This window comes from Rhizobium tibeticum (assembly GCF_900110205.1).
Lineage (GTDB): Bacteria > Pseudomonadota > Alphaproteobacteria > Rhizobiales > Rhizobiaceae > Rhizobium > Rhizobium tibeticum.
This window is the reverse complement of sequence record NZ_FOCV01000038.1, coordinates 1-23,685: the sequence shown is the minus strand read 5'-3', so window position 1 is coordinate 23,685 and position 23,685 is coordinate 1. Positions and strand designations below refer to the sequence as shown.

Genomic DNA, 23,685 nt, shown 5'->3' with positions numbered 1-23,685 from the left:
ATAGTGAAGGGCCCGGAAGAACCGGGCCCTGCATTCTAGATTACTGCTGCGGCTGCGCGGGGGGCTCATCGCCCGGCTGCGGCTGCTTGTTGGCATCCTCGTAGCCCTTGCGCAGCGCCTCGTCGGTGATCTCGACCTTGGACTTTTCCTTGGCGCCAGCAAGAAGCGCGAGATACTTGTCACGCATGACGAGCTGGCGAACCTGGTCCTTGACCTGATCGAAGGCCGGCGGAGGAGCGTCGCGCTTATCCTCGACCAGGATCACGTGGTAACCGAAATCCGTCTTTATAGGGGTCTTGGTGTAGGTGCCCGTCTCAAGTGCGAAGGCAGCCTCTTCGAATTCCTTGACCATGCGGCCTTTGGTGAAATAGCCGAGATCGCCGCCATCGGCCTTGTTCGGATCGGTGGACTTTTCCTTCGCCAAGTCCGCGAAGTTCTTGCCGGCGTCGAGCTGCTTGATGACGTCCTTGGCCTCGTCCTCGGTCTTCACGAGGATATGGCGGGCGTGCACCTCTTGCTGCTTCGGCAGGGCAGCGACTTCCTTGTCGTAGCGCGCCTTGACTTCCTCATCGGTGACCGTATCGACGACATGCTTCTTGAAATAAGCATTGTGCAGTTCGCGATCAGCGAGATACTGCATGCGCTTCTTGAATTCGGCGGTCTGGTCGAGCTTTTCGGCAATCGCGTCCTGCGCCAGCAGCTTGACGTCAATGGCGGCGGACAGGGCGGCGACCTTCTTCTGCTCCTCCGGCAGCTGCGCGAGCTGCGGGTCGAGATTGGCGACGGCAAGATCGAGATCAGACTGATGAATCTCGACATCGCCGACCTTGGCAACGACGGCATCCGGCTTGTCTTCCGCATAGACCGGCGCCTGAAACGCAACGAAGGTTGCGAACGCCATCACAGCGATTTTGTTGTAGTTCAACATCAAATAACCCTTCACAGTTAAACCCACCGGCTTCAACGTCGTGAATCCAGCCTGAAACAGCCATCAACACCGGAATGTGGCCTTTCTATATCAGCCAAATCCGTTGACATCATTCGACCCCCCTCTTATCTGTCACGCAACCTCGCGTCCAGAAAAGTTTCCTGGCGTTTCGAGACGTGTGCCTGAAATTCGGCCGGGCCACGGATAAGAAAAGCCGGGGAAGAAATATTGAGAAAGGACCAGTCATATGGTCAGCTTTGGCGGTATAGCCCGCAAAATATTTGGCTCTGCCAATGATCGCCGCGTGCGGTCCTTCCAGCCGAACGTCGCCGCCATCAACGCCATCGAAGAAAAGACGAAGGCCTTGAGCGACGAGCAGCTGGCTGCGCAGACGGTCGAGTTCCGCAAGATGCTTGCAGACGGCAAGACGCTGGACGACATCCTCGTTCCGGCCTTTGCGGTCGTGCGCGAGGCTTCGCGCCGCGTTCTCGGCATGCGACCTTTTGACGTACAGCTGATCGGCGGCATGATCCTCAATGACGGCGCCATCGCCGAGATGAAGACCGGTGAAGGTAAGACGCTCGTCGCCACGTTGCCTGTCTATCTCAACGCACTCGCTGGCAAAGGCGTGCATGTCGTCACCGTGAACGACTACCTCGCCCGCCGCGACGCGGCGACGATGGGCAAGATCTATGGCTTCCTCGGCCTGACAACGGGCGTCATCGTCCACGGGCTCTCGGACGAAGAGCGCGCGGCCGCCTATAATTGCGACATCACCTATGCGACCAACAACGAGCTCGGCTTCGATTATCTGCGCGATAACATGAAGTACGAGAAGAACCAGATGGTACAGCGCGGCCACAATTTCGCGATCGTCGACGAAGTGGACTCGATCCTCGTCGACGAAGCGCGCACGCCGCTGATCATCTCGGGGCCACTCGACGACCGCTCCGATCTCTACAACACGATCGACGCCTATATTCCGCTTCTGTCGGAAGGCGACTACGAGATCGACGAGAAGCAGCGCTCGGCCAACTTCTCCGAGGAAGGCACGGAAAAGCTGGAGAACCTGCTGCGTCAGGCCGGCCTGTTGAAGGGCCAGTCGCTCTACGATATCGAAAACGTTGCGATCGTCCATCACGTCAACAACGCGCTCAAGGCCCACAAGCTGTTCCAGCGCGACAAGGACTACATCGTCCGCAACGACGAGATCGTCATCATCGACGAATTTACCGGTCGCATGATGCCGGGCCGCCGTTATTCGGAAGGCCAGCACCAGGCGCTGGAAGCCAAGGAAAAGGTGCAGATCCAGCCGGAAAACCAGACGTTGGCGCAGATCACCTTCCAGAACTATTTCCGCATGTACGCAAAGCTCGCCGGCATGACCGGCACGGCGCAGACGGAAGCTGAAGAATTCGGCAACATCTACGGCCTCGACGTCATCGAGGTGCCGACCAACCTTCCGATCCAGCGTGCCGACGAGGACGACGAGGTCTACCGGACGTTCGAGGAGAAGTACAAGGCGATCATCGCCGAGATCGCAGACGCGCAGAAGCGCGGCCAGCCCGTTCTCGTCGGTACCACCTCGATCGAAAAGTCCGAACTTCTCGCCGACATGATGCGCAAGCAGGGCTTCAAGGACTTCCAGGTCCTGAACGCCCGCTACCACGAGCAGGAAGCCTATATCGTCGCCCAGGCCGGTGTGCCGGGCGCCGTGACGATCGCCACCAACATGGCAGGCCGCGGTACCGACATCCAGCTCGGCGGCAACCTCGACATGCGTGTCGAGCGTGAACTGGCAGAGGTCGAGCCTGGTCCTGATCGCGACGCGAAGACCGAGGCAATCCGCGAAGAGATCAAGCAGCTCAAGGACAAGGCGCTCGCTGCCGGCGGTCTCTACGTCATCGCCACTGAACGCCACGAAAGCCGCCGCATCGACAACCAGCTGCGCGGCCGTTCCGGCCGTCAGGGCGACCCCGGCCGCTCGAAGTTCTACCTGTCGCTTCAGGATGACCTGATGCGCATCTTCGGCTCCGACCGCATGGACGGCATGCTGCAGAAGCTCGGTCTCAAGGAAGGCGAAGCCATCGTCCATCCCTGGATCAACAAGGCTCTGGAGCGCGCGCAGAAGAAGGTCGAAGCCCGCAACTTCGACATCCGCAAAAACCTGCTCAAGTACGACGACGTCCTGAACGACCAGCGCAAGGTGATCTTCGAACAGCGCCTCGAGCTGATGGAATCGCCCAATATCTCCGAGACGGTCTCCGACATGCGCCGCGAGGTGATCGAGGACTTGGTCGAGAAGCATATCCCCGAGCGCGCCTATGCTGAACAGTGGGATGCCGCTGGCCTGAAGGAACGGACGGCTGCTCTGCTCAATCTCGACCTGCCGGTCGAGGACTGGGTGAAGGAAGAAGGCATTGGCGAGGACAACATTCGCGAGCGCCTGACGGAGGCTTCAAATGCGGCCTTCACCGAGAAGGCGGAGCGCTTCGGTGCCGATATCATGAACTACGTCGAGCGCTCGATCGTGATGCAGACGCTCGACCACCTGTGGCGCGAGCATATCGTCAACCTCGACCACCTGCGCTCCGTTATTGGTTTCCGTGGCTACGCGCAGCGCGATCCGCTGCAGGAATACAAGTCGGAAGCATTCGAGCTCTTCACCTCGCTGCTTAACAACCTGCGCGAGGCCGTGACCGCACAGATGATGCGCGTCGAGCTCGTGCAGCAGGCGCCGGCCGAGCCGGAGCCGCCGTTCATGCAGGCGCATCATCTCGATCCGGATACCGGCGAAGACGATTTCGCGCCCGCCTACTTGGCCTCGGAAGTGGTTGTCGCCCCGGAAAACCGCAACCCGGCCGATCCGTCGACTTGGGGCCATGTCGGCCGCAATGAGGCTTGCCCCTGTGGCTCCGGCAAGAAGTTCAAACACTGCCACGGTGCCTTCGCACAGGCTTGAGCTCGCAGTCAATGTATTGAAAATGCCGCCTTTGGGCGGCATTTTCTTTTGTGGATGCCGCACGCCGCATTAGTTCCCAGCCGCTTGCTACAACCGTTTCTTAACGCTGTTCTGGCAAGACTTCCGCTACGATTTGCCTGAAGAGTTTTGCGTGTTTGTGATGGCGGTCATTGAGACGGCGGAAAAGATGCTGCCTGCGGGTCTGCGCCCGGCGGGGGTTCGTATGCTGCGCACGCTGGCTGCCTGCCTGACCGCGCGCGGCGAGAAGGCAGCCGCCCAGCGCATGGCGCTGACCGCCTTCTCTATCCGCATTGTCAGCGCCGCCCTCGCCCTTCTGTCGCAGATTGTACTGGCGCGCCTGATGGGCGAATACGAGTACGGGATCTTCGTATTCGTCTGGGTGCTGATCGTCCTCTTCGGCGATCTTTCCTGCCTCGGCTTCCACACCGCCATCGTCCGCTTCCTGCCGCAATACAGGGCAGCAGGCGCTCTTGAGAAGATCCGCGGGCTGACGGGCACCGCCCGCATCTTTGGATTGCTCTCCGGCACTGCCGCTCTCGCCATCGGCATGATCGCCCTGCATGTTTTCAGCGACAGGATCGAGAACTATTACGTCATTCCGATCTTCCTCGGTCTTATTGCAATGCCGATGATCGCCCTCGGCGATATTCTGGAAGGCACGTCGCGTGCCAACCACTGGCCGGTCATGGCACTGAGCCCCGCCTATATCGTCCGGCCGGTTCTCATCATCCTCTTCATGCTGACGGCGATCGGCCTCGGCGCGCCGCAGACGGCGGTGACCGCCATGCAGGCCGCGCTTGCCGCCACCTATGTCACCGCCGTCGGGCAGTATGTCGCAACGCTCCTGCGTTTGCGCCGCCATTACCAGGAAGGTCCGCGCGAGGTCGATTTTCTCGGTTGGCTCGGTGTTGCCTTCCCGATCTTCCTCATCGAGGGCGTCAGCTTCCTCCTGACCAATTCCGACGTCGTCGTGGTCGGCATCTTCCTCGAACCGCACGACGTCGCCATCTACTTTGCCGCCGCCAAGACGATGGCGCTCGTCCACTTCATCAATTTCTCGGTGAAAGCGGCATCCGGTCCGCGCTTCTCAAGTCTCATCGCCGAGGGGACACGCCAGCAGCTCGCTGCTGCTGCGATCGACGCCGCCAGGTGGACCTTCTGGCCGGCGCTCGCGATCGGGCTTGCCGTTCTCGCCGCCGGTCACGTGCTGCTTTCCCTGTTTGGCGGCGCTTTCACGGCCGGCTATCTCGTCATGGTGATCCTGCTGGCGGGCATTCTCGCCAAGGCGCTGGTCGGACCGGCTGAAACGCTGCTGATGATGGCCGGCAAGCAGAACATCTGCGTTCTGCTCTATGCCGGAGCGCTGACCGCGAATATCAGCCTCAACGTGCTCCTCATTCCCGGACTCGGCATTAAGGGCGCCGCCATCGCCACCGCCTCGGCCATGGGCGTTGAAGCCATCCTCCTGCATGTTGCCGTCCGACGCGCACTTGGCATCGCGCTCTTCGCATTTGCCACGCCTCCCGCGGCCAAGACAGATATGGAAGTCCGATAGAATGGTGCGCAATCCAACAGCTACCGAAACGACCGATCTCACGACGAACCGCATGGTTCACGAACTTGCCGCTCTCGATTTCGAGACGCCGCAGGCAGAGGCGCGCGTCGCGGTTGGCCGTCCCGGGCGCGAGCTCTGCGTCTATTCCGGGAAGCTTGGCTACGAGCTGCAGGAAGAGCTCGACTTCCTGTCCAATCGCGCCATGGAGCCCAATGTCTTCTTCACGGGACGATTCCTGGCGCCCGCCATGCCCCGGCTGGACGACAGGCAAGTCAACTTTGTGCTGTTGCGAGACCAGAGCGAAACCCACAGCCGGATGCGCTTCCTGTTGCCGTTTTCCGTGGAAAAGCCGGGCTTTGCGGTCGGCCCCTCGATCGTGCGTGTCTGGTCGAACAGCTTCGCACCACTTGGCACCCCACTGATCGATGCCGAGGATGCAGGCGAGACGCTGGACAATCTCTTTGACGGCCTGACCCATCGCGATCTGCGCTTGCCACCGATCCTCGTGCTGCCGGACGTCAGGCTGAACGGCATCTTTGCGCGCATGGCAAGGGCAGTTGCCATCAGCCGCAACCTGCCGATCACCACAACGAATCCCTATCAGCGTGCCATGCTGCAGAGCGACGAGGACGCTGCCACGTATCTGCGCAAAGCGATTTCTTCGTCGCATATGCGCGAGATGCGCAGGCAATGGCGTCTGCTCGAGGAGCAGGGCACATTGGTCTACAGCGTCGCCCGCCAGCCCCGTGACATCCACATGCGCTTCGAGGAATTCCTCGCGCTTGAAGCAGGCGGCTGGAAGGGCAGGAAGCGCAGCGCCCTGGTGACCGACCGCTACCACACCGCCTTTGCCCGCGAGGCCGTTTCCAATCTCGCCGCAGTCGATGCCGTACGTATCCACACGATCGATCTCAACGGCAAGGCGATCGCGTCGATGGTGGTCTTGATGATGGGCAGCGAGGCCTATACTTGGAAGACGGCCTACGACGAAGCCTATGCGCGCTATTCGCCAGGCAAGCTGCTGATGGGCGAGTTAACGGAATGGCACCTTGACGACGCCAACATCGTGCGCTCCGACTCCTGCGCTATTCCGGATCACCCGATGATCAACCGCTTCTGGCAGGAACGGGAAGATATGGGTACCATGGTGATCGGGCTTCACCAGAACGGCGACCGCGACGTTCGCCAGGTGGCCGCCCAGCTTCACATGTACAGCAGCACCCGCAACGTTGCGAAGATGTTGCGGCAGAAGATCATGTCGCTTGCCCGGCGCGGCAAGTCCCCTCAGTAGTCACGCCAAACGGTCTCAGCCGGCGCTGGCGCGCTCGCGAAGTATGCGGCGGATCACCTTGCCTGTCGTCGTCAGCGGCAGTTCCGAGACGAATTCCACCTCGCGCGGATATTCGTGCATGGAGAGCCGCATCTTTACCCATTCGCTGATATCGGAGGCCAATCGATCGCTTGGCTCGTACCCCGGCGCCAGCACGACATAGGCCTTGACGATCTCCGTGCGCACAGGATCGAGCTTGCCGACGGCGGCGGCAAGCTGCACGGCGGGATGGCCGATCAGACAATCCTCGATTTCCGCCGGCCCGATGCGATAGCCTGAGGAGGTGATGACGTCGTCATCCCGCCCGAAGAAGGTGACGTAGCCCTCCCTATCCTGGCGCCCGATATCACCCGTCAGCAGCCAGTCGCCGGCAAACTTCCGCTCTGTCGCCGCAGCGTCGTTCCAATAGCCGAGAAACATCACCGGATCCGGCCGTCGGATGGCGATCTGCCCGGTTTCGCCAACCGGCAACTCTTCACCCGTTTCGCTGACAATCGCGACGCGATGTCCGGGTACCGGCCGACCGATTGCGCCGGGACGGCTGACACCGATTGCGGCATTCGACGAGAGCACGAAATTGCACTCCGTCTGGCCATAGAACTCGTTGACGGTAATCCCGAGCGTCCGCTTGACCCATTCTTGTGTTTCCGCCCCGAGCGACTCGCCGGCCGAGCCTATCGTGCGCAGCACGAGGTCGTACTTCGAGCGTGGATCAGGCACCGACTTCAGGAGTCGCAATGCCGTCGGCGGGATGAAGCCGTTGCGCACCCTCATCTCGGCCATGATGCGATAGGCCGTGTCGGCATCGAACTTCTGCGCCGGCGACGAAACGACGGGGACGCCGAGCAGCAGGCTGGGCAGGAGCGCATTCAGCAAGCCGCCGGCCCACGCCCAGTCGGATGGCGTCCAGACCTTGTCTCCCGGCTGCGGGAAGCTCTCATGGGCAAATTGCATCCCCGGAATGTGCCCGGCCAGCACCTGGTGGCCGTGCAGGGCTCCCTTCGGCGGACCTGTCGTTCCCGACGTGAAGATCATCAGTGCCGGATCACGTGGCGCGGTCTTCGCGACCTCGAAGATTGGCGGATGGGCGCCCACCAGCGCCGCGAAGGATCGTGCGCCGGGCCCATCGCCGTCAACGCTGATGACCTCTGCCAAATCAGGCAGCCGTTCCCGGATCTGGCTGATGCGCTCGAGGCCGAATGCATTGGTGATAACGGTGGAAGCACCCGCCGTGCGCAGCCGGTACTCCAAGGCTTCGACGCCGAAGAGCAACGCCAGCGGCAGCGCGATCGCGCCCATCTTGTAGATCGCCACATGCGCGACGACCGTCTCGAAGGACTGCGGCAGGAGCAGCGCGACGCGATCGCCCTTCTTCAACCCCAGCAACACCAGCGCATTGGCCAGCGATGACGATCGATCCGCCAGCTCCCGGTAGGTCATGGAAAGGTGATTGCCATCAGGGCTGAAATGCTCGAGGCAGACACGCTCCGGCGCCCGCTCGGCCCAGTCGTCGCTGACCGCGCGGCCGATATTGAATTCCTGCGGTTCGTCCCACGCAAAATCGCGGTAAAGGTCTTCGTAGCGATCGCGCTGCGGCAGTCTCATCGGCGGAAATCCAGTCAAATGCTGCAGCAGCTAACACCCGGAAGCCGGCCTGCGCAAGCGCAAGACCTGCCGGACGCATTTGGATCGGTCACAAAAACTTTTGTGTGAGTGGCCGACACTTTCGCGCTTGCCGCGCTAGATCAAAGGACGCGCTGGGTAACGGTTCGATGTTTGGAGCAATTTCATGGACTACGTCAAATTTGGCGGTACCGGGCTTGAAGTGTCGAAAATCTGCCTGGGCTGCATGACCTTCGGTGAGCCTGGCCGCGGCAACCACAGCTGGACGCTCGGCGTGGAAGACAGCCGCGCGCTGATCAGGCAGGCGCTCGACCTCGGCATCAACTTTCTCGACACCGCCAACACCTACTCCGATGGTTCCTCGGAGGAGATTGTCGGGCGGGCGATAAGGGACTTTTCCAAGCGGGACGACATCGTGCTCGCGACCAAAGTCTTCAACCGCATGCGTCCCGGTCCGAACGGTGCCGGCCTCTCGCGCAAGGCGATCTTCGACGAGATCGACCACAGCTTGCGTCGCCTCGGCACCGACTATGTTGACCTCTATCAGATCCACCGTTTCGACCATGCGACGCCGATCGAGGAAACGCTGGAAGCGCTGCATGACGTCGTGAAGGCAGGCAAGGCGCGCTATATCGGCGCGTCCTCCATGTATGTCTGGCAGTTCGCCAAGATGCTCTACACCTCGCGCGCCAATGGCTGGACGCCCTTCGTCAGCATGCAGGATCATCTGAACCTGCTCTATCGCGAAGAGGAGCGCGAAATGCTGCCCTTCTGCCAGGATCAGAAGATCGCGGTGATCCCCTGGAGCCCGCTTGCCCGCGGCCGGCTGACGCGCGCCTGGGATGAGAAGACCGTGCGCAGCGAAACGGATGAATTCGGCAAGACGCTCTACAAGCAGGCGCAAGACGCCGACCGCGCCATCATCGGCATTGTGGGCAAGCTGGCTGAGAAGCATGGCGTCTCCCGCGCCCAGATCGCCACGGCCTGGATCCTGCAGAAAGGCCCGGTGACGGCGCCGATCATCGGCGCGTCGAAGGCCAATCAGCTGGCAGACGCGGTTGCCGCCTTGTCTGTCAAGCTGACGCCGGAGGATGTTGTGGCCCTGGAGGAACCCTACGTTCCCCACCGGGTCGAAGGTTTCAAATAACGAGGTCATTTTTGAGCATACCGGTCGCCGGCGTCGAGACGGCGGCCGGCATTCCGTTCAAGGATATCGCCATGACGACCATTCCATTCGAGGCGCGTCGCTTTCAATCCACGGCCGCCTACTACACACGCTATCGCGTTCCCTATCCCGATCGGCTCATCGAGCGGATCGCGGAACAGGCGGGCCTTTCTGTCGGCGAGCGCGTGCTCGACCTCGGTTGCGGTCCGGGCCAGCTCGCCATTGCCTTTGCCCGACTGACCAAGGCCGCGGTGATCGGCCTCGATCCCGAGCCGGAAATGCTGGAGGCCGCTGCGGCCGATGCCGCCGCTGCCGGTGTCGACATCGCCTTCGTCAGAGGCTCGTCCTACGATCTTAATTCGCGCTTCTCGCCGCTCAAGATGACGGTGATGGGGCGTTCGTTTCACTGGATGGACCGCTCGGCGACGCTGAAGGCCCTCGACGAGATCACCGTCGCCGACGGCTGCGTCGTGTTGTTCGGCGATCGCCATATCTCCTCGACACCGGACTGGCGGCAGGCGGTCAACACGCTGGCCGAAACCTTTGCGCCGGAGCGCAATGCCGATCGCGAACGGCGGAAGCGGCCGGACTGGATAGAGCACGAAAGCATCCTGCTTCGCTCCCCCTTCAACGATCTGGAACGAACCTCCGTTGTCAGGGAACGCAGGCTCGGCCTCGACGATATCGTCGGCCGGGCCTTCTCGACCTCGGTGACATCGCCACAGGCGCTCGGCGAAAGGGCTTCGGCCTTTGAGGCCGAACTTCGCGGCACCCTCCTCAAGCTTTCGCCTGAGGGTGTGTTCTCGGAGGTGGTGGAGATCGGCGGCCTGATGGCTCGTCGCAGCTAACCGCTAGCCCTTTTCGCGGAAGAAAGCGCATCGCGCGTCGTATAGAGGAAGTTGTCGGAGAGTTCGCGGCTTTCGACGGCGCGCGCCAGGACGACGGCGCCCATCATCGCCGAAAGTGTCGCAAAACCCCGCACGCGCCGCTCCTGCGAAGTCTCGCCGGGAACGATCTCGGACAGAATGCCGACGAGCATTGAAAGCCCATCGTTGAAGGCTTCGCGCACTGGCCCGCGGCTTCGGCTGACTTCCTGGGCAAGCGAAGCAAAGACGCAACTGCCGCCCGGATCATCGACGCTACAACGCGACAAATAGTGATTGAGCAGCGCATCAAGCGGCCGCTCCGGCGCTGAGGCGATGATCTCATTCCAGCGGATTTTCACCTTCTCGATCAAGGCGCGGCTCACTTCCAGCGCCAGCTCTTCCTTGGACTCGAAATGACCGTAGAATCCGCCATGCGTCATCCCGGCCGCCTTCATGATTTCGGCAACGCCGATGCCGTCGAAACCTTTTTCGCGAAACAGCACGCCCGCAACCGTCAGGATCTTCTCGCGGTTCTCGGCAAATTTCTCTCGGCTGACCCGCATTCGGTTCTCCGCAATTAGCAGCTTGACAATTTATATGACGTCCATCATCAATACGCAACAATTATGATGAGCATCATCTAAAGCTTCCGATAGTCTCCGACAACTCAAGACGGAACGGCCCCATGGTATCGACTGCACTTGCCTCATCGCTGGCGCGACGCAACATCCACTATGGATGGGTGGTCGTCGCAGCAACCTTCCTCACCATGCTGGTGACCGCCGGCGCGATGGGCGCCCCCGGCGTCCTCATCAAGCCGCTTCAGGACGAGTTCGGCTGGGAGACCTCGCAGATATCCTCTGCACTCGCCGTCCGACTCATTCTGTTCGGCCTGATGGGACCGTTCTCCGCCGCCTTCATGAACTATTTCGGCGTCCGCAAGGTCATCGTCTTCGCCATGGCCCTGATCGGCAGCGGCTTCGTCGGCTCGCTCTTCATGAACCAGCTCTGGCAGCTGCTTCTGCTCTGGGGCGTCGTCGTCGGCTTCGGCACTGGGCTGACCGCAATGGTGCTCGCCGCGACCGTATCCGCCCGCTGGTTCACCAAGCATCGCGGCCTCGTGGTCGGCATGCTGTCGGCGAGCTCGGCGACCGGGCAGTTGGTCTTCTTGCCGCTGATGGCCGAATTGACGGAACGCTACGGCTGGCGCGCCACGGTCTTTCTGGTCTGCGGCATGATCATGTTGGCCGCCCTCATCGTGCTGGCTTTCATGCGCGACCGCCCTTCCGACCTCGACCTGCCGGCATTCGGCGAAGAACACATTACCCCGCCGCCGCCGGCGCAGTCCGGCCTGCTGGCGATGCTCGCGGCCCCGATCACGGTTCTCAAGGAAATTTCCCGCACTTCGACCTTCTGGATCCTGTTCGCCACCTTCTTCATCTGCGGCCTCAGCACCAACGGTCTGATCCAGACGCATTTCGTCACGCTTTGCGGTGACTTCGGCATCATGCCGGTGGCTGCCGCTAGCGTGCTTGCCGTGATGGGCATCTTCGATTTCTTCGGCACGATCGGCTCCGGCTGGCTTTCGGACCGCTTCGACAATCGCTGGCTGCTCTTCTGGTACTATGGTCTGCGTGGCCTCTCGCTGCTGTTCCTGCCCTTCAGCGACTTCAGCTTCTACGGCCTGTCGATCTTCGCCGTATTCTATGGCCTCGACTGGATCGCCACCGTGCCGCCAACCGTCAAGATTGCCGCCGACCGCTTCGGACGCGAAAAAGCCGGCATCGTCTTCGGCTGGGTCTTCGCCGGCCATCAGCTGGGAGCGGCAACCGCCGCCTATGGCGCCGGCTGGTCGCGCACGGAACTGCAGAGCTATCTGCCCGCCTTCTTCATCGCCGGCGCCTTCTGCCTGCTCGCCTCGATCCTCGCGATCACGCTGAAGAAGTCGGGCCTCCATCAGCCCGCCGCCGCCGGCGCGCATTGATGCCGTTTCCGGCCGCAGCCGGCAGGCCGGAAACTCCAATAAATCAAGCCGAGAACTTCGCCCGCCGTCTTGCGCGCGCGGGCGAACGCATGCTAGACAGCCGCCTCGTCGGTATCCGTTGCCCCATTGGCGGAATTGGTAGACGCGCTCGACTCAAAATCGAGTTTCGAAAGAAGTGCTGGTTCGACCCCGGCATGGGGCACCACCGACAACAAACCCTGATCTGATCGCGTTTCACTCCATCGGCCGGAGCACCGCGTCACATGGCGCCCTCAGTGGAAACTCGCAGCGAAAACGACGCCCAGGAAAACGAAGATCAGCGCCCCGACGAGCATGGTAAGCTTCCCGATTGCGCCGGGGACGTGAACACCTGCCGCATCGACCTTGAACGCCAGATAGAGCGGGAAAGCCACGAAGAAGATCGAGATCCACTTCGGACGCATCAACGTCGCATCGACGGCGAGCATGATCACGAAGACCAGAATCATGCTGATGACAAGCATTCGGCCGATCACGCGTGTCCATTGGCTGGTCGCGGCGAAGATCGTGCGGATATGACCCCGATAGACGACGGCAAAGACAGCGAGCGTTAATGCGGAGCATTTGACAATCGATGCCAGCAACTGCCAGGCAGCCCTCAGTTGGCTGGGAGCCTCGTTGCTCGTTGCAGCCCGCATCTTCGTCAGCGTGTCGCCAGTTGCCGTATCGAGATGGGTAACGACCCAATAGACATGCGGACCAGCAACGACGAGACCAACTGCGATGGTCACCGCCAGCCGCCAGGTGAGCACCAATCGCCGCAGTCCAGGTTCGAGCAGGAGTGCAATAACCGTCGCGACGGGAATGATCGCAAAATTGTACTTTGCGAGGAATCCCATGCCGGCAGCCGCACCGAGAAGCGCATAGTTGCCGACCGATGGCCGTTCCGCCATCCGTGCCAGCACGTACAGGAAGAATGCAACGACGGCGAAGGCGCCAACGCTATGAGTCAAATCCCGCTGGGAGAGCAGAAAGATCGCGGGCAGGCTGAGCAGGCCGAGGACGGAGATCCAAGCAGTGTCGCGCCCCCCCGCCACTTTGCGCGCCGCCAAGCCGAGAAAGATGCAGCTCACCAGCAGCGTGGCATTTTTCAGGAAGGCGAGTGTGTCGACCGACACGCCGAAGATCTTGCCAAAACAGTAGAACAGCCAGTTGTAGAGCGGCGGCTGATCGCCGTATCCCAGCTGCAACGCATGCGAGAACGCAACTTGTTGTGCCTCGTCGGACGCCAGATCACCACCACGCAAGAGCCTAAGAATGAAGCTGGCGGTGAAGTATGTTGCCACCAGAAGGATCGGCAGGAGTGTGCTTAGCCGCGTGGCAGGCCGGGCAGAAACATATGAACCATCAGCAGTATCAGTCAATTCGGCCCCATATGCATTCGGCTTGGACGGATATTCAGTGACGGAAATATGCAATTCCTCTGATGGACTGTATAGCGGTTCACCTGCAATTTCGGGGACTTACCAGCGCTGTTCCGAAGAGGAGCGTTGCTCCAACGCAACGCTTGTGCGTCCAATCCCTCGCAGCATTGCCGCCGCAATCTCGCCCGACCCATCAATTGGCCGGGCGTTGCAAATCAACTGTTTAATTTCTCGGGCGTTTCGGCCAAACTGCGCCCGCCAAGAGGGAAAGTGCACGCGTGCATCAGGAAGTATCGCTTATTGCCACAGTTGCCGTGAGTTTCGTCTGCGCGGCGATACTCGGCTATATCGCCGATCGAGTGCGTCTGCCGCCGCTTGTCGGATACTTGTTGGCCGGTATCGCCATGGGGCCGATGACGCCCGGCTTCGTCGCCGACGCCGGGCTTGCCAGTCAATTGGCAGAGATGGGCGTCATCCTGCTGATGTTCGGCGTTGGCTTGCATTTTTCCACCGCCGATCTGCTCGCGGTGCGCGGGATCGCCGTGCCGGGCGCGATCGCGCGGATCGTTGTCGTCACGCTGCTCGGTGTCGGGCTCGTCAGATGGTGGGGCTGGGGCCTGGGTGCGGGGATCGTCTTCGGCCTCAGCCTGTCGGTAGCAAGCACGGTTGTGCTGTTGAAAGCCTTGGAGGAGCGGAACCTGCTCAACTCGGCCAGCGGCCGCGTGGCCGTTGGCTGGCTGATCGTCGAAGACCTTGCCACGGTTCTAGCATTGGTGCTTCTGCCCGCCGTTGCCGAATTGCTCGGCGGCCATGCCGCCAGCGGTATTGCACAAGGCGCCGGGCTGCCGCTTCCCGTGACGATAGCGTTGACACTTCTGAAAGTCGGCGCTTTTGCGGTCATGGCGATCTTTCTCGGACCAAAGATCGTCCCTTGGCTCCTGACGCTGGTCGCTAGAACCGGTTCACGCGAACTCTTCACGTTGACGGTCCTCGCCATAGCGCTTGGCATCGCATTCGGCTCCGCGCAAATCTTCGGCGTCTCGTTCGCACTCGGCGCTTTTTTCGCCGGCGTGGTAATGAGCGAATCCAACCTCAGCCATCGGGCCGCTGCCGATTCGCTGCCGCTTCAAAATGCCTTTTCAGTGCTATTCTTCGTCTCTGTCGGCATGCTGTTTGATCCTTCTATTCTGGTGCGCCAGCCGATGGCTGTGATCAGCGCACTGGCGTTGATTATCGTCGGCAAGACCATCATCTCCTTCCTCATCGTGGTGATGCTTCGCTATCCGATCGGAATGGCGCTGACCGTATCAGGCGGACTGGCGCAGATCGGCGAATTCTCGTTCATTCTTGCCAGTCTCGGCGTTTCCCTCGGATTGCTGCCGAATGACGGGCAGGATATCATCCTCGCGTCCGCGATCATTTCGATCACGCTCAATCCGCTCGTCTGCATGGGCGCCGAAGCGCTACACACCCAGGTGCACACCAGATGGCCGGCCCTCAGCAATCATTTCGGCCGCCGCCGGCATGAGGCACTCGGCCGCGAACTTGAAAAGATCCGGGCGATCAACGAAGCCCGCGAGCGCAAGCATCAGCTCGAGATACAAGAGCTTATCGAAACCTTTCCACTGTTTGCCAACGTGGACGAGGATTCGCAGGAGGAATTGCTGCTCCTCTTCCAGCCGAAATCTGCCTTGCCCGGCGAGCGCGTGATGCGCAAGGGCGACCGAGGCGATGGCATGTACTTCCTGTCGTCAGGGGCGGTGGAGGTGCAGCTGGCGGGTGAGCCGATCCGACTGGACCCTGGCGCTTTCTTCGGCGAGATGGCGCTGCTCAGTGGCGGACGCCGCACAGCAGACGTCGTCGCCGTGGATTTCTGCCAGTTCTTTGTGCTGGAAAGGCGCGATTTCAACATGTTCACGGCAAAGCATCCGGTTTTGCGTCAGGCCGTCAGCGAAATGGCACGCGAACGAACAGAAATGAACGTCATGCGGCAGAAGCGCGATCAGCCCTCCAGCGTCGACTCCTGAGCTCAGCGCCTCAGTTTGATCACGGAGATTTTTTTGGCACGTCACCCTACGAAGGACACAGCAGGCATTTACAGCCGCACCGACGCCCCATAAAGCTCATGCGCTTGACGCGAAAGGATTGGAATGCTCCGCAGACTCTACGACTGGACCATGTCTCTCGCAGCCCGGAAATCGGCCGAAGTCTGGCTCGCCGTTATCGCCTTCGTCGAAAGCTCTGTCTTTCTGGTTCCTGCCGACGTTCTCTATCTGCCGATGGCGCTCGCAAAACCGGAACGCGCCTATCGCTACGCGCTGGTCGCGACCGTCGCCTCCGTCCTTGGGGGCATCGCCGGTTGGGCGCTCGGCTACTATGCCTATGACGCGATCGCCCGTCCGGTTCTGGACTTCTACGGAAAGCTCGATGCCTTCGAGCAGCTCCGGATTTATATCCACGACGAGTGGGAAATCCTGCTGTTGCTGCTGGTGACCTCGGGCTTGGCGCATCTGCCGCCGATCAAGGTCGTGACGATCCTCGCCGGCGTCATTCACATGAATCTCGGCTTCTTCGTCATTTCGGCGATCGTGGCACGGGGCGCACGCTTCTTCTTCCTCGCGTGGCTGCTGCGCCGTTACGGCGAGCCGATCCGCCACTTCATCGAAAAGCGTCTTGGGCAGGTTGCGGGTGTTATTGCCGCCGTCGCCATCGCTCTCGGGATTGCTTATAAACTACTTGCCCACTGAGCCATTTGCGCGGAGTCCTCTCATGCCTGTCTCGTTGTCCCTTGTTCGCCCAGTCGTCGGCTACTCGATGGTGCTCGCGCTTGGCATGGCGGTGGTGGTTGGCACCGCGCTCGGCTTTCAATATCTTGGTGGGTACATCCCCTGTGCGCTCTGCCTGCTGCAGCGCCAGCCCTACTACTACGGGATTCCGATCGCGATCCTTGGCGCGATCGCTTCGGCAGTCGGTCTTCCCAGCTGGATCGGTCGCGCATTCTTGCTCGCCGCCGGCATCCTGATGATCGTCGGGGCTGGTATGGGTGTCTACCACGCCGGTGTCGAGTGGCAGTTCTGGCAAGGGCCGGCAACCTGCTCCACGACGGCAGGCAGCATGACGCAGAACGCCGGCGACCTATTGGGCGAGCTGAATAGCATCAAGGGTCCGTCCTGCACCGACGCCGCGCTGCGCATCCTCGGCCTGTCCTTCGCGGGCTGGAACGTCATCGCAAGCCTCATCCTAGCGGCCTTCGCCTTCTTCGGCGTCCGCAAAACGGCCTGAGGCCGACGGATGGGAGACTGATCAGGGCTGCAGTTCGCTATCCCAGTAAAGATAGTCGAGCCAGCTGTCGTGCAGATAGTTCGGCGGGAAAAGCCGGCCGTTATTGTGCAGGTCCTGCACCGTGGGCTGGTACGGCTTCTGATGCGGGAACATGCCAGCCTGTTTCGGCAGCTTGCTGCCTTTTCTCAGATTGCAGGGTGAGCAGGCCGCAACGACGTTTTGCCATGTCGTCTCGCCGCCATGAGCGCGCGGAATGACATGGTCGAAGGTCAGGTCGTCGTGCTCGCCGCAATACTGGCATTCGAACTTGTCGCGCAGAAATACGTTGAAGCGGGTAAAGGCCGGATTGCGGGAAGGTTGAACATAGGTCTTGAGGCAGACGACGCTCGGAAGCCGCATCGAAAAGCTCGGCGAAGACACCGAATGTTCGTATTCTGCAATGATATTCACACGGTCGAGAAACACCGCCTTGATCGCGTCCTGCCAGGACCAAAGCGACAAGGGGTAATAACTCAGGGGCCTGTAGTCAGCGTTCAGGACGAGCGCCGGCAGGGCCTGTGGGGAAACTGCAATCGTCAAGGGACTCTCCTGATCGATTCGGCATCTGCCCTCTTATATTAGGCCGGTTGTGACGGCATTGTGAAGTCTAATAAATTCAGACATCAATGCCGCGATGCAAAGCGCCATCGCTCAGTCGATCGGCAACATGCCGCGACCGAGCTTGATGGCATAATAGGCCCAGAAAAGCCTTGCCGCGACCGACCGCCATGGCGACCACGCACGGGCCAACGACGCAAGCTCGCGGGCAGGCGGACGGGCATCGAGACCGAATGCCGCAGCCACCGCGTTCTGCAGGGCGACGTCGCCGGAAGGAAAGACGTCCGCGTGGCCGCCGCAGAACATCAAGTAGACCTCGGCGGTCCAGGGACCTATTCCCTTGAGGGCCGTAAGCTCAGCCAGCGCTTCGTTGGGCGGTAACGCAGAGAGCGCAAGGAGATCGAGGCGCCCAGAAGCAACCGCGTCGGCAATGCGCGACAGCGTTTGCGCCTTGGCGCGCGAGAGCCCGAACTCCCGCCACGCGTCGGGATGGAGAAGCACGTAGTTGTCAGCCGTTAGCACGCCTTCGACCGGTCGCATCCGTCTCCAGATCGCTTCGGCACTGGCTCGCGACACCATTTGCGAGACGATGACGTGTGCGAGACCCTCGAAACCCGGTTCGCGCAACCGCAAAGGGAGGGGGCCGGCCTCGGCCGCAATGGGTGCAAGCCGCGGATCGAGGCGAAGCAGGTTCCCCAGCCCCTCCTTCACATCATCATCGCTGCGAATGATCAACACGCTTCCTCGCGATCCTATCGAATCCGTGGCAGAAGAAAGCATGACTGCGAATCCTCGTCAAAAGCCTGTCTTTCGTTTTGCGCCGAGCCCCAATGGCCCGCTTCATCTTGGCCACGCATTGTCGGCCCTTCTGAACCGAGACATGGCGATATCGGCGGAAGGACGCTTCCTGCTGCGTATAGAAGACATCGACCTGACACGCTGTACACCCGAATTCGAGGCAGGGATTTATGCCGACCTCGAATGGCTCGCCATCGACTGGGAACGACCGGTGCGGCGACAATCGGAGCATTTCGAGGAATACCAGGCGGCACTTGACAGCTTGATTGCCGAAGGGCTCGCCTACCCGTCGTTCATGACCCGGGGCGAGATCAAGACGCGGGTCGGCGCCGCCGAAGCAGATGGCGGGCCTTGGCCGAGGGACCCTGACGGCTCGCCGCTCTATCCACCGGATGATCGCAAGCGCTCCGATTTCGACCGGCAGCAACTGCTCGCATCAGGCCTGAAACACGCCTGGCGGCTCGACATGACGAAGGCCTTGCAGGTCGTGGGCGAGCACCTTTCCTGGGAGGAAACGGGAGATGGCAACCGCGGCCGGATAGCTACCGATCCTGGCGCCTGGGGAGACGTCGTTCTGTCGCGATCGGACGCGCCGTCGAGCTACCATCTCTCGGTCGTCCTGGACGATGCTCTGCAAGGCGTCACCCACGTGGTTCGCGGGCTCGATCTCTTTCCTTCGACCTCAGTGCATCGATTGCTGCAGACACTGCTTGGCCTGCCCGCGCCGGTCTATCACCACCATCGTCTGATCACTGATGAAGACGGACGCAAGCTTTCGAAAAGCCGAAGCGACACCGGGCTTGCCGAGCTTCGCGAACGCGGCCTGTCACCGGCGGAGATCCGCCACCTTGTCGGGCTTTGACGTCTTGTCCTGACCGCCGCCCAGGAAGTTGTTCTTGAAGATCGCGCGCACGCGAAACTTCAGGAGGGCAGCATTGAGCTCCGCGCCAATGATGAAGATCACGCTGACCATATAGAGAAAGATCAGAACGATCATCACCGACGCCAGACCCGCATAAGTCGCAGTGTAATTGGCGAAGGTCGCGAGGTAGTAGGCGAAGATCAAGGCGCCCGCCAACCAGAGCAGCAGCGTCACCAGCACCCCCGGCACGACGTCGAACACGCGGCGTCGCCCCGCCGGCAGCCATAGATGCACGACGAAGAGGCCGACGGTCAGCATGAACAGCGTGCCATAGACGCGCCAGCTGAAGACGACCTCAAGGGTATCGGCAAAGAGCGGAAACCACTGGCGCGCATAATCGAGGGCAAGCGGCACGGCCACAAGCAGGATGCTGACAGCCGCAAAGATAATCACGGCGATCAGGACATAGCCAAGGCTTGCAAGGCGGGTGAGATACCACGGCCGTGTTTCCTGGACACGGTAGGCACGGTTGAGCGAAATTCGCAGTGCCTCGACCCCGTTCGAGGCGAAGTAGGCCGCCGCCAGCACGGACACGGTCAGCAGGCCGCCACGCGGCACCGTCAGAACTTGGATGACCTGATCCACGAGCGGCTTGGCGATTGCCTCCGGCCAGGTATCGAAGATCAGGTGGATCGCCCTGTCCGAGAACTGGTCGGCGCCCAGGAAGGTCGCGAGCGTCGTCCCGAAGATGAGAAATGGAAAGACTGCGAGAAGGGTGGACAATGCGACATGGCTCGCCATCGCGAAGCCGTCGTCTTCAATAAGGTGGCAGATAGCGTCGTAGACCACATCATAGAAGATGCGCATTATCTTCGGCATTCCGTCTCCCGGGCTTTCGTCGTTGTGTCGCCCGTTCGAATATGGGAAACCACTCCCATTTTGTACAGGAATCATTCCATGTCGGATCAGCGCACCATCATCGTGACCGGATGCTCTTCCGGGATCGGCGCATACTGCGCCCGCGCGCTGAAGGCCGACGGCTGGCGGGTCTTTGCCACAGTGCGGAAATTCGGTGATCTGGCACCGCTGGAAGCCGACGGCATCGAGGCCTTCCGCATGGACTACACGCGCGGCGACACGATTTCGGATCTCGTGCGCGACGTGACGGCGCTGACCGGCGGGCGTATCGACGCGTTGTTCAACAACGGCGCCTACGGGCAGCCCGGCGCCGTCGAGGACCTTCCGACCGACGCCCTGCGCGCCCAGTTCGAAACGAATGTCTTCGGCTGGCACGAATTGACGCGCCAGGTCGTGCCAGCGATGCGCAAGCGTGGCCAGGGCCGGATCGTCCAGTGCTCATCGATCCTCGGCGTCGTGCCGTACCGGTTCCGCGGCGCCTATACCGCTTCCAAATTCGCTCTCGAGGGCCTCAGCATCAGCCTTCGCATGGAGCTGCAGGGCAGCGGAATTCATGTGAGCTTGATCGAACCCGGGCCGATTGCCTCCCGCTTCACGGCAAATGCGCTCGCGAAAATCAACGAACATATCGACGTGAAGAACTCGGTGCATGCGGCAGATTACCGCCGTCAGCTTGCACGCCTTGACGGCTCGGGCCGTCCCAATCGACATAAGCTCGGTCCGGATGCCGTCTATGCCGTGTTGAAGCACGCATTGAACTCGAACAATCCGAAACCACATTACCCCGTAACCACGCCGGCAAAGCAGGGTATGGTGCTGAAAAGGCTGCTGCCCGCCGACCTTTTCTACCGCCTGATGCGCTTGGTGGACTAATCAAGAAAGCCAGAGCCAGCATGTCCACGGTCACCTACATCCTCGCGATCATCGTCATGGGCATCGTCGCCCTGGTGCTGATTCGTGGCCTCTTCAACATGATGAAGGGCGGCAATCCGAACCTTTCCAACAAGCTGATGCAGCTGCGCGTACTGCTGCAGGCGATCGCCGTGCTCCTGATCATGCTGACGCTCTGGCTAACCGGTGGCGGCCGCCCTAGCTAAGCGGAAGGAGAGAGGGGGATAGACATGGTAAGGCTCAACAAAATCTACACGAAGACAGGTGACGACGGCACGACCGCGCTTGTTTCAGGGCCGCGTCGACTGAAATACGATCTGCGCGTCGAGGCCTACGGCACCATCGACGAGGCCAACTCCGCCATCGGCGTCGCGCGGCTGCATATGCAGGGCATGCCCGTCTTGGAGAGAATGCTGACGTCGATCCAGAATGACCTCTTCGACCTTGGTGCGGACCTTGCAACGCCGGATTATGGCAAGCCACCGGCACATGAACCGCTGCGCATAGTCGACAGCCAAGTCGCCCGCATCGAGAGCGACATCGACGAGTTGAACACGGACCTGCAGCCTTTGAAGTCCTTTGTGCTGCCGGGCGGGCATTCGGCTGCTGCTCATCTTCATCTCGCCCGCACGATCGCACGCCGTGCGGAGCGGCTGATGGTCGAGCTTGCCCGGACAGATGGCGAGGTCGTCAGCGACGCCGCATTGAAATACGTCAACCGCGTTTCGGACTTCCTTTTCGTCGCCGCCCGCCACGCCAATGACCGTGGCCACGCGGATGTGCTTTGGGTTCCAGGAAAAAACAGGTAGGCTGCCCCGACTATGTGACGCGAACGCCGGGGGCAGGCTTCATGTTCATACCGCTGCACGACGCCAATACGCTGAAGCATATCAAGGTCCAGTGGGTGACGATGGCGCTGATCGCGCTGAATGTCGCGGTTTGGCTGTTCACTGGTGTCGTCGCCAGCCCGTCTGCGTCGCAGGCGACGATCGTTGGCTTGGGCTATATTCCGGCGGTCGCCTTTCACTATGCGACGCTGGAGCCGGCGCTGGCCTTCACGCCGGAACCGCTGACCTACATCACCTATTCGTTCGTGCATTCCGGCTTCTGGCACCTCGCGTCGAACATGCTCTTCCTTTGGGTGTTCGGCGACAATGTCGAGGACGCGATGGGGCATCTTCGCTTCCTTGCCTTCTATCTGCTCTGCGCAACCGCCGGTGCGCTCTTCCACGGCCTGGTGGGGACGACATCGGAAGCGCCGCTTGTGGGCGCCTCCGGCGCGATTTCAGGCGTGGTCACGGCTTACGTCGTGCTGCATCCGCGTGTGAAGGTCTGGGTCCTGGTGCTGATGCGCGTGCCCCTGCCACTGCCGGCCTTCGTTCCGCTCCTTCTTTGGATCGGCCAACAATTCGTGATGCTGCTAATCGAACCCGATGGCAGTATTTCCTGGGGAGCGCATGTTGGCGGCATCGTCGCCGGCGGCCTGCTGGTCCTCGTGATGCGCCGCCGCGGCGTCCCACTCTTTGATCGAGAAGTCGTCACGCCGAAGGCCGTCAGGGACCGGCCCATCCCCAACCCGACCATGGTCGTGGCGCCCGGCCAGCAGTTGCGCCCGCGCCTTCCCTGGGGCAAGCCATAACTCCAATATTGACGTGAACGTAAACGTAATATATTCACGGGATCAATTTGCCTGTCTGCGTCATGGAAGCGTTGTGTTTGGAGGAAAAACGCGTATCCATGTCGCCATTCGACAATCGGAGCAGCGCCGAAACGCGCATTTTCTTGGCGAAAGAGTTGAAGGAAGGACCCCATGAAAATTCTCGTCCCCGTGAAGCGGGTGGTTGACTACAACGTGAAGATCCGCGTGAAGCCGGATGGCACAGGCGTCGAGCTCGCGAATGTGAAGATGTCGATGAACCCGTTCGACGAGATCTCGGTCGAGGAGGCGCTGCGGCTGAAGGAAGCCGGCAAGGCCGACGAAGTAATCGTCGTGTCGATCGGTCCTGCCAAGGCCGAGGAAACGCTGCGCACCGCGCTTGCCATGGGTGCCGACCGCGCCATCCTGGTGGAGACCGACGATCAGGTCGAGCCGCTTGCGGTTGCCAAGATCCTCAAGGGCGTCGTCGAGGCCGAACAGCCGGGTCTCATCATCACAGGCAAGCAGGCGATCGATGACGACTCGAACCAGACCGGCCAGATGCTCGCAGCGCTGCTCGGTTCGGCGCAGGCGACGTTTGCCTCGAAGATCGAGATCGGTGATGGCAAGGCTCAGGTGACGCGCGAAGTCGATGGCGGCCTGCAGACGATCGAGATCAAGCTGCCGGCCGTCGTCACGACGGATCTGCGTCTGAACGAACCGCGCTATGCCTCGCTGCCGAACATCATGAAGGCGAAGAAGAAGCCGCTCGACAAGAAGAGCCCGGCCGATTTCGGTGTCTCCACCGCACCGCGCCTCAAGGTGCTGAAGACCGAGGAGCCGTCCGGCCGCAAGGCCGGCGTC

At 61.2% G+C, this 23,685-nt stretch carries 22 protein-coding genes and 1 tRNA gene; 16 read left to right on the top strand and 7 right to left on the bottom strand.

Going from position 1 to position 23,685, the window contains the following annotated elements:
• Positions 1-40: 40 nt before the first annotated feature.
• Positions 41-928, bottom strand: coding sequence for a peptidylprolyl isomerase (locus tag BSG20_RS28775; RefSeq protein ID WP_072380872.1), 888 nt, complete (start codon positions 926-928; stop codon positions 41-43).
• Positions 929-1,175: 247 nt separating this feature from the next.
• On the opposite strand from BSG20_RS28775, the gene secA reads away from it, so the two are divergent.
• From secA to BSG20_RS28760, 3 genes are all read left to right on the top strand, one after another.
• Entirely contained in the window at positions 1,176-3,890 is a 2,715-nt protein-coding gene (secA, locus tag BSG20_RS28770) for a preprotein translocase subunit SecA (protein ID WP_072380870.1), read from the top strand.
• Positions 3,891-4,050: 160 nt separating this feature from the next.
• Positions 4,051-5,466 carry a lipopolysaccharide biosynthesis protein gene (locus BSG20_RS28765; RefSeq protein WP_072380869.1) on the top strand — a complete coding sequence of 472 codons (1,416 nt, stop codon included), beginning with the start codon at positions 4,051-4,053 and terminating at the stop codon, positions 5,464-5,466.
• Between the two features lies 1 nt (position 5,467).
• The gene (locus BSG20_RS28760) at positions 5,468-6,757 is read left to right on the top strand and encodes a GNAT family N-acetyltransferase (RefSeq protein ID WP_072380868.1); all 1,290 of its coding nucleotides are present in this window, start codon (positions 5,468-5,470) and stop codon (positions 6,755-6,757) included.
• A gap of 15 nt (positions 6,758-6,772) precedes the next feature.
• On the opposite strand, the gene BSG20_RS28755 is transcribed toward BSG20_RS28760, so the two are convergent.
• The gene (locus BSG20_RS28755) at positions 6,773-8,401 is read right to left on the bottom strand and encodes an AMP-binding protein (RefSeq protein ID WP_072380867.1); all 1,629 of its coding nucleotides are present in this window, start codon (positions 8,399-8,401) and stop codon (positions 6,773-6,775) included.
• Positions 8,402-8,585: 184 nt separating this feature from the next.
• Between BSG20_RS28755 and BSG20_RS28750 the strand changes: the two genes are divergently transcribed.
• The gene (locus BSG20_RS28750) at positions 8,586-9,566 is read left to right on the top strand and encodes an aldo/keto reductase (protein WP_072380865.1); all 981 of its coding nucleotides are present in this window, start codon (positions 8,586-8,588) and stop codon (positions 9,564-9,566) included.
• A 71-nt stretch (positions 9,567-9,637) separates the two neighbouring features.
• The gene (locus tag BSG20_RS28745; protein WP_072380916.1) at positions 9,638-10,432 is read left to right on the top strand and encodes a class I SAM-dependent methyltransferase; all 795 of its coding nucleotides are present in this window, start codon (positions 9,638-9,640) and stop codon (positions 10,430-10,432) included.
• Here BSG20_RS28745 and BSG20_RS28740 read toward each other — a convergent pair.
• Complete coding sequence (locus tag BSG20_RS28740; RefSeq protein ID WP_072380863.1) at positions 10,429-11,013, bottom strand: TetR/AcrR family transcriptional regulator; 585 nt, start codon at positions 11,011-11,013, stop codon at positions 10,429-10,431. The two genes, BSG20_RS28745 and BSG20_RS28740, sit on opposite strands and share 4 nt — an antisense overlap.
• A 122-nt stretch (positions 11,014-11,135) precedes the next feature.
• Here BSG20_RS28740 and BSG20_RS28735 point away from each other — a divergent pair, with 122 nt between their 5' ends.
• Together BSG20_RS28735 and BSG20_RS28730 are read left to right on the top strand one after the other, a co-directional pair.
• Entirely contained in the window at positions 11,136-12,434 is a 1,299-nt protein-coding gene (locus tag BSG20_RS28735) for an MFS transporter (protein ID WP_072380861.1), read from the top strand.
• A 120-nt stretch (positions 12,435-12,554) separates the two neighbouring features.
• A tRNA-Leu gene (locus BSG20_RS28730) sits at positions 12,555-12,639 on the top strand.
• Between the two features lie 67 nt (positions 12,640-12,706).
• Here the strand turns inward: BSG20_RS28730 and BSG20_RS28725 are convergent.
• Positions 12,707-13,837 (bottom strand): glycosyltransferase family 39 protein, encoded by a 1,131-nt coding sequence (locus BSG20_RS28725; RefSeq protein WP_083540018.1) that lies wholly within the window; start codon positions 13,835-13,837, stop codon positions 12,707-12,709.
• Between the two features lie 278 nt (positions 13,838-14,115).
• Between BSG20_RS28725 and BSG20_RS28720 the strand changes: the two genes are divergently transcribed.
• The 3 genes from BSG20_RS28720 (at position 14,116) to BSG20_RS28710 (ending at position 17,119) form a co-directional block, all read left to right on the top strand.
• Positions 14,116-15,864: a cation:proton antiporter domain-containing protein gene (locus tag BSG20_RS28720; protein ID WP_072380859.1), complete on the top strand. Its 1,749-nt coding sequence runs from the start codon at positions 14,116-14,118 to the stop codon at positions 15,862-15,864.
• Positions 15,865-15,987: 123 nt separating this feature from the next.
• Positions 15,988-16,584, top strand: coding sequence for a YqaA family protein (locus BSG20_RS28715; RefSeq protein ID WP_072380857.1), 597 nt, complete (start codon positions 15,988-15,990; stop codon positions 16,582-16,584).
• A gap of 22 nt (positions 16,585-16,606) precedes the next feature.
• Positions 16,607-17,119 carry a disulfide bond formation protein B gene (locus tag BSG20_RS28710; protein WP_072380855.1) on the top strand — a complete coding sequence of 171 codons (513 nt, stop codon included), beginning with the start codon at positions 16,607-16,609 and terminating at the stop codon, positions 17,117-17,119.
• A gap of 21 nt (positions 17,120-17,140) precedes the next feature.
• Here BSG20_RS28710 and BSG20_RS28705 read toward each other — a convergent pair whose 3' ends face one another.
• Positions 17,141-17,698, bottom strand: coding sequence for an HNH endonuclease (locus BSG20_RS28705; RefSeq protein ID WP_024317008.1), 558 nt, complete (start codon positions 17,696-17,698; stop codon positions 17,141-17,143).
• 111 nt (positions 17,699-17,809) lie between these two features.
• The gene (locus tag BSG20_RS28700; RefSeq protein WP_072380853.1) at positions 17,810-18,496 is read right to left on the bottom strand and encodes a DNA-3-methyladenine glycosylase family protein; all 687 of its coding nucleotides are present in this window, start codon (positions 18,494-18,496) and stop codon (positions 17,810-17,812) included.
• Here BSG20_RS28700 and gluQRS point away from each other — a divergent pair.
• Positions 18,495-19,376: a tRNA glutamyl-Q(34) synthetase GluQRS gene (gene gluQRS, locus BSG20_RS28695; RefSeq protein WP_072380851.1), complete on the top strand. Its 882-nt coding sequence runs from the start codon at positions 18,495-18,497 to the stop codon at positions 19,374-19,376. The two genes, BSG20_RS28700 and gluQRS, sit on opposite strands and share 2 nt — an antisense overlap.
• On the opposite strand, the gene BSG20_RS28690 is transcribed toward gluQRS, so the two are convergent.
• Positions 19,341-20,255, bottom strand: coding sequence for a YihY/virulence factor BrkB family protein (locus BSG20_RS28690; protein WP_072380850.1), 915 nt, complete (start codon positions 20,253-20,255; stop codon positions 19,341-19,343). The two genes, gluQRS and BSG20_RS28690, sit on opposite strands and share 36 nt — an antisense overlap.
• 78 nt (positions 20,256-20,333) lie before the next feature.
• On the opposite strand from BSG20_RS28690, the gene BSG20_RS28685 reads away from it, so the two are divergent.
• The 5 genes from BSG20_RS28685 to BSG20_RS28665 form a co-directional block, all read left to right on the top strand.
• A complete protein-coding gene (locus BSG20_RS28685) occupies positions 20,334-21,167 on the top strand; it encodes an SDR family oxidoreductase (RefSeq protein ID WP_072380848.1) in 834 nt (277 codons plus the stop codon).
• Between the two features lie 20 nt (positions 21,168-21,187).
• Positions 21,188-21,391: a twin transmembrane helix small protein gene (locus BSG20_RS28680; protein ID WP_007790735.1), complete on the top strand. Its 204-nt coding sequence runs from the start codon at positions 21,188-21,190 to the stop codon at positions 21,389-21,391.
• 24 nt (positions 21,392-21,415) lie between these two features.
• On the top strand, positions 21,416-21,994 hold the full coding sequence (locus tag BSG20_RS28675) for a cob(I)yrinic acid a,c-diamide adenosyltransferase (protein WP_072380846.1): 579 nt from the start codon (positions 21,416-21,418) through the stop codon (positions 21,992-21,994).
• A gap of 41 nt (positions 21,995-22,035) precedes the next feature.
• Entirely contained in the window at positions 22,036-22,824 is a 789-nt protein-coding gene (locus tag BSG20_RS28670) for a rhomboid family intramembrane serine protease (RefSeq protein ID WP_072380844.1), read from the top strand.
• 171 nt (positions 22,825-22,995) lie between these two features.
• Positions 22,996-23,685 (top strand): electron transfer flavoprotein subunit beta/FixA family protein (locus BSG20_RS28665; protein ID WP_093041542.1); only part of this gene is annotated, 690 nt, incomplete at its 3' end.

Excerpts from the sequence above, each read along its gene's own strand:
- BSG20_RS28775 (WP_072380872.1), bottom strand. The coding sequence starts at position 928 with ATGTTGAACTACAACAAAATCGCTGTGATGGCGTTCGCAACCTTCGTT.
- secA (WP_072380870.1), top strand. The coding sequence starts at position 1,176 with ATGGTCAGCTTTGGCGGTATAGCCCGCAAAATATTTGGCTCTGCCAAT.
- BSG20_RS28765 (WP_072380869.1), top strand. The coding sequence starts at position 4,051 with ATGGCGGTCATTGAGACGGCGGAAAAGATGCTGCCTGCGGGTCTGCGC.
- BSG20_RS28760 (WP_072380868.1), top strand. The coding sequence starts at position 5,468 with ATGGTGCGCAATCCAACAGCTACCGAAACGACCGATCTCACGACGAAC.
- BSG20_RS28755 (WP_072380867.1), bottom strand. The coding sequence starts at position 8,401 with ATGAGACTGCCGCAGCGCGATCGCTACGAAGACCTTTACCGCGATTTT.
- BSG20_RS28750 (WP_072380865.1), top strand. The coding sequence starts at position 8,586 with ATGGACTACGTCAAATTTGGCGGTACCGGGCTTGAAGTGTCGAAAATC.
- BSG20_RS28745 (WP_072380916.1), top strand. The coding sequence starts at position 9,638 with ATGACGACCATTCCATTCGAGGCGCGTCGCTTTCAATCCACGGCCGCC.
- BSG20_RS28740 (WP_072380863.1), bottom strand. The coding sequence starts at position 11,013 with ATGCGGGTCAGCCGAGAGAAATTTGCCGAGAACCGCGAGAAGATCCTG.
- BSG20_RS28735 (WP_072380861.1), top strand. The coding sequence starts at position 11,136 with ATGGTATCGACTGCACTTGCCTCATCGCTGGCGCGACGCAACATCCAC.
- BSG20_RS28715 (WP_072380857.1), top strand. The coding sequence starts at position 15,988 with ATGCTCCGCAGACTCTACGACTGGACCATGTCTCTCGCAGCCCGGAAA.
- BSG20_RS28710 (WP_072380855.1), top strand. The coding sequence starts at position 16,607 with ATGCCTGTCTCGTTGTCCCTTGTTCGCCCAGTCGTCGGCTACTCGATG.
- gluQRS (WP_072380851.1), top strand. The coding sequence starts at position 18,495 with ATGACTGCGAATCCTCGTCAAAAGCCTGTCTTTCGTTTTGCGCCGAGC.
- BSG20_RS28700 (WP_072380853.1), bottom strand. The coding sequence starts at position 18,496 with ATGCTTTCTTCTGCCACGGATTCGATAGGATCGCGAGGAAGCGTGTTG.
- BSG20_RS28690 (WP_072380850.1), bottom strand. The coding sequence starts at position 20,255 with ATGCCGAAGATAATGCGCATCTTCTATGATGTGGTCTACGACGCTATC.
- BSG20_RS28685 (WP_072380848.1), top strand. The coding sequence starts at position 20,334 with ATGTCGGATCAGCGCACCATCATCGTGACCGGATGCTCTTCCGGGATC.
- BSG20_RS28680 (WP_007790735.1), top strand. The coding sequence starts at position 21,188 with ATGTCCACGGTCACCTACATCCTCGCGATCATCGTCATGGGCATCGTC.
- BSG20_RS28675 (WP_072380846.1), top strand. The coding sequence starts at position 21,416 with ATGGTAAGGCTCAACAAAATCTACACGAAGACAGGTGACGACGGCACG.
- BSG20_RS28670 (WP_072380844.1), top strand. The coding sequence starts at position 22,036 with ATGTTCATACCGCTGCACGACGCCAATACGCTGAAGCATATCAAGGTC.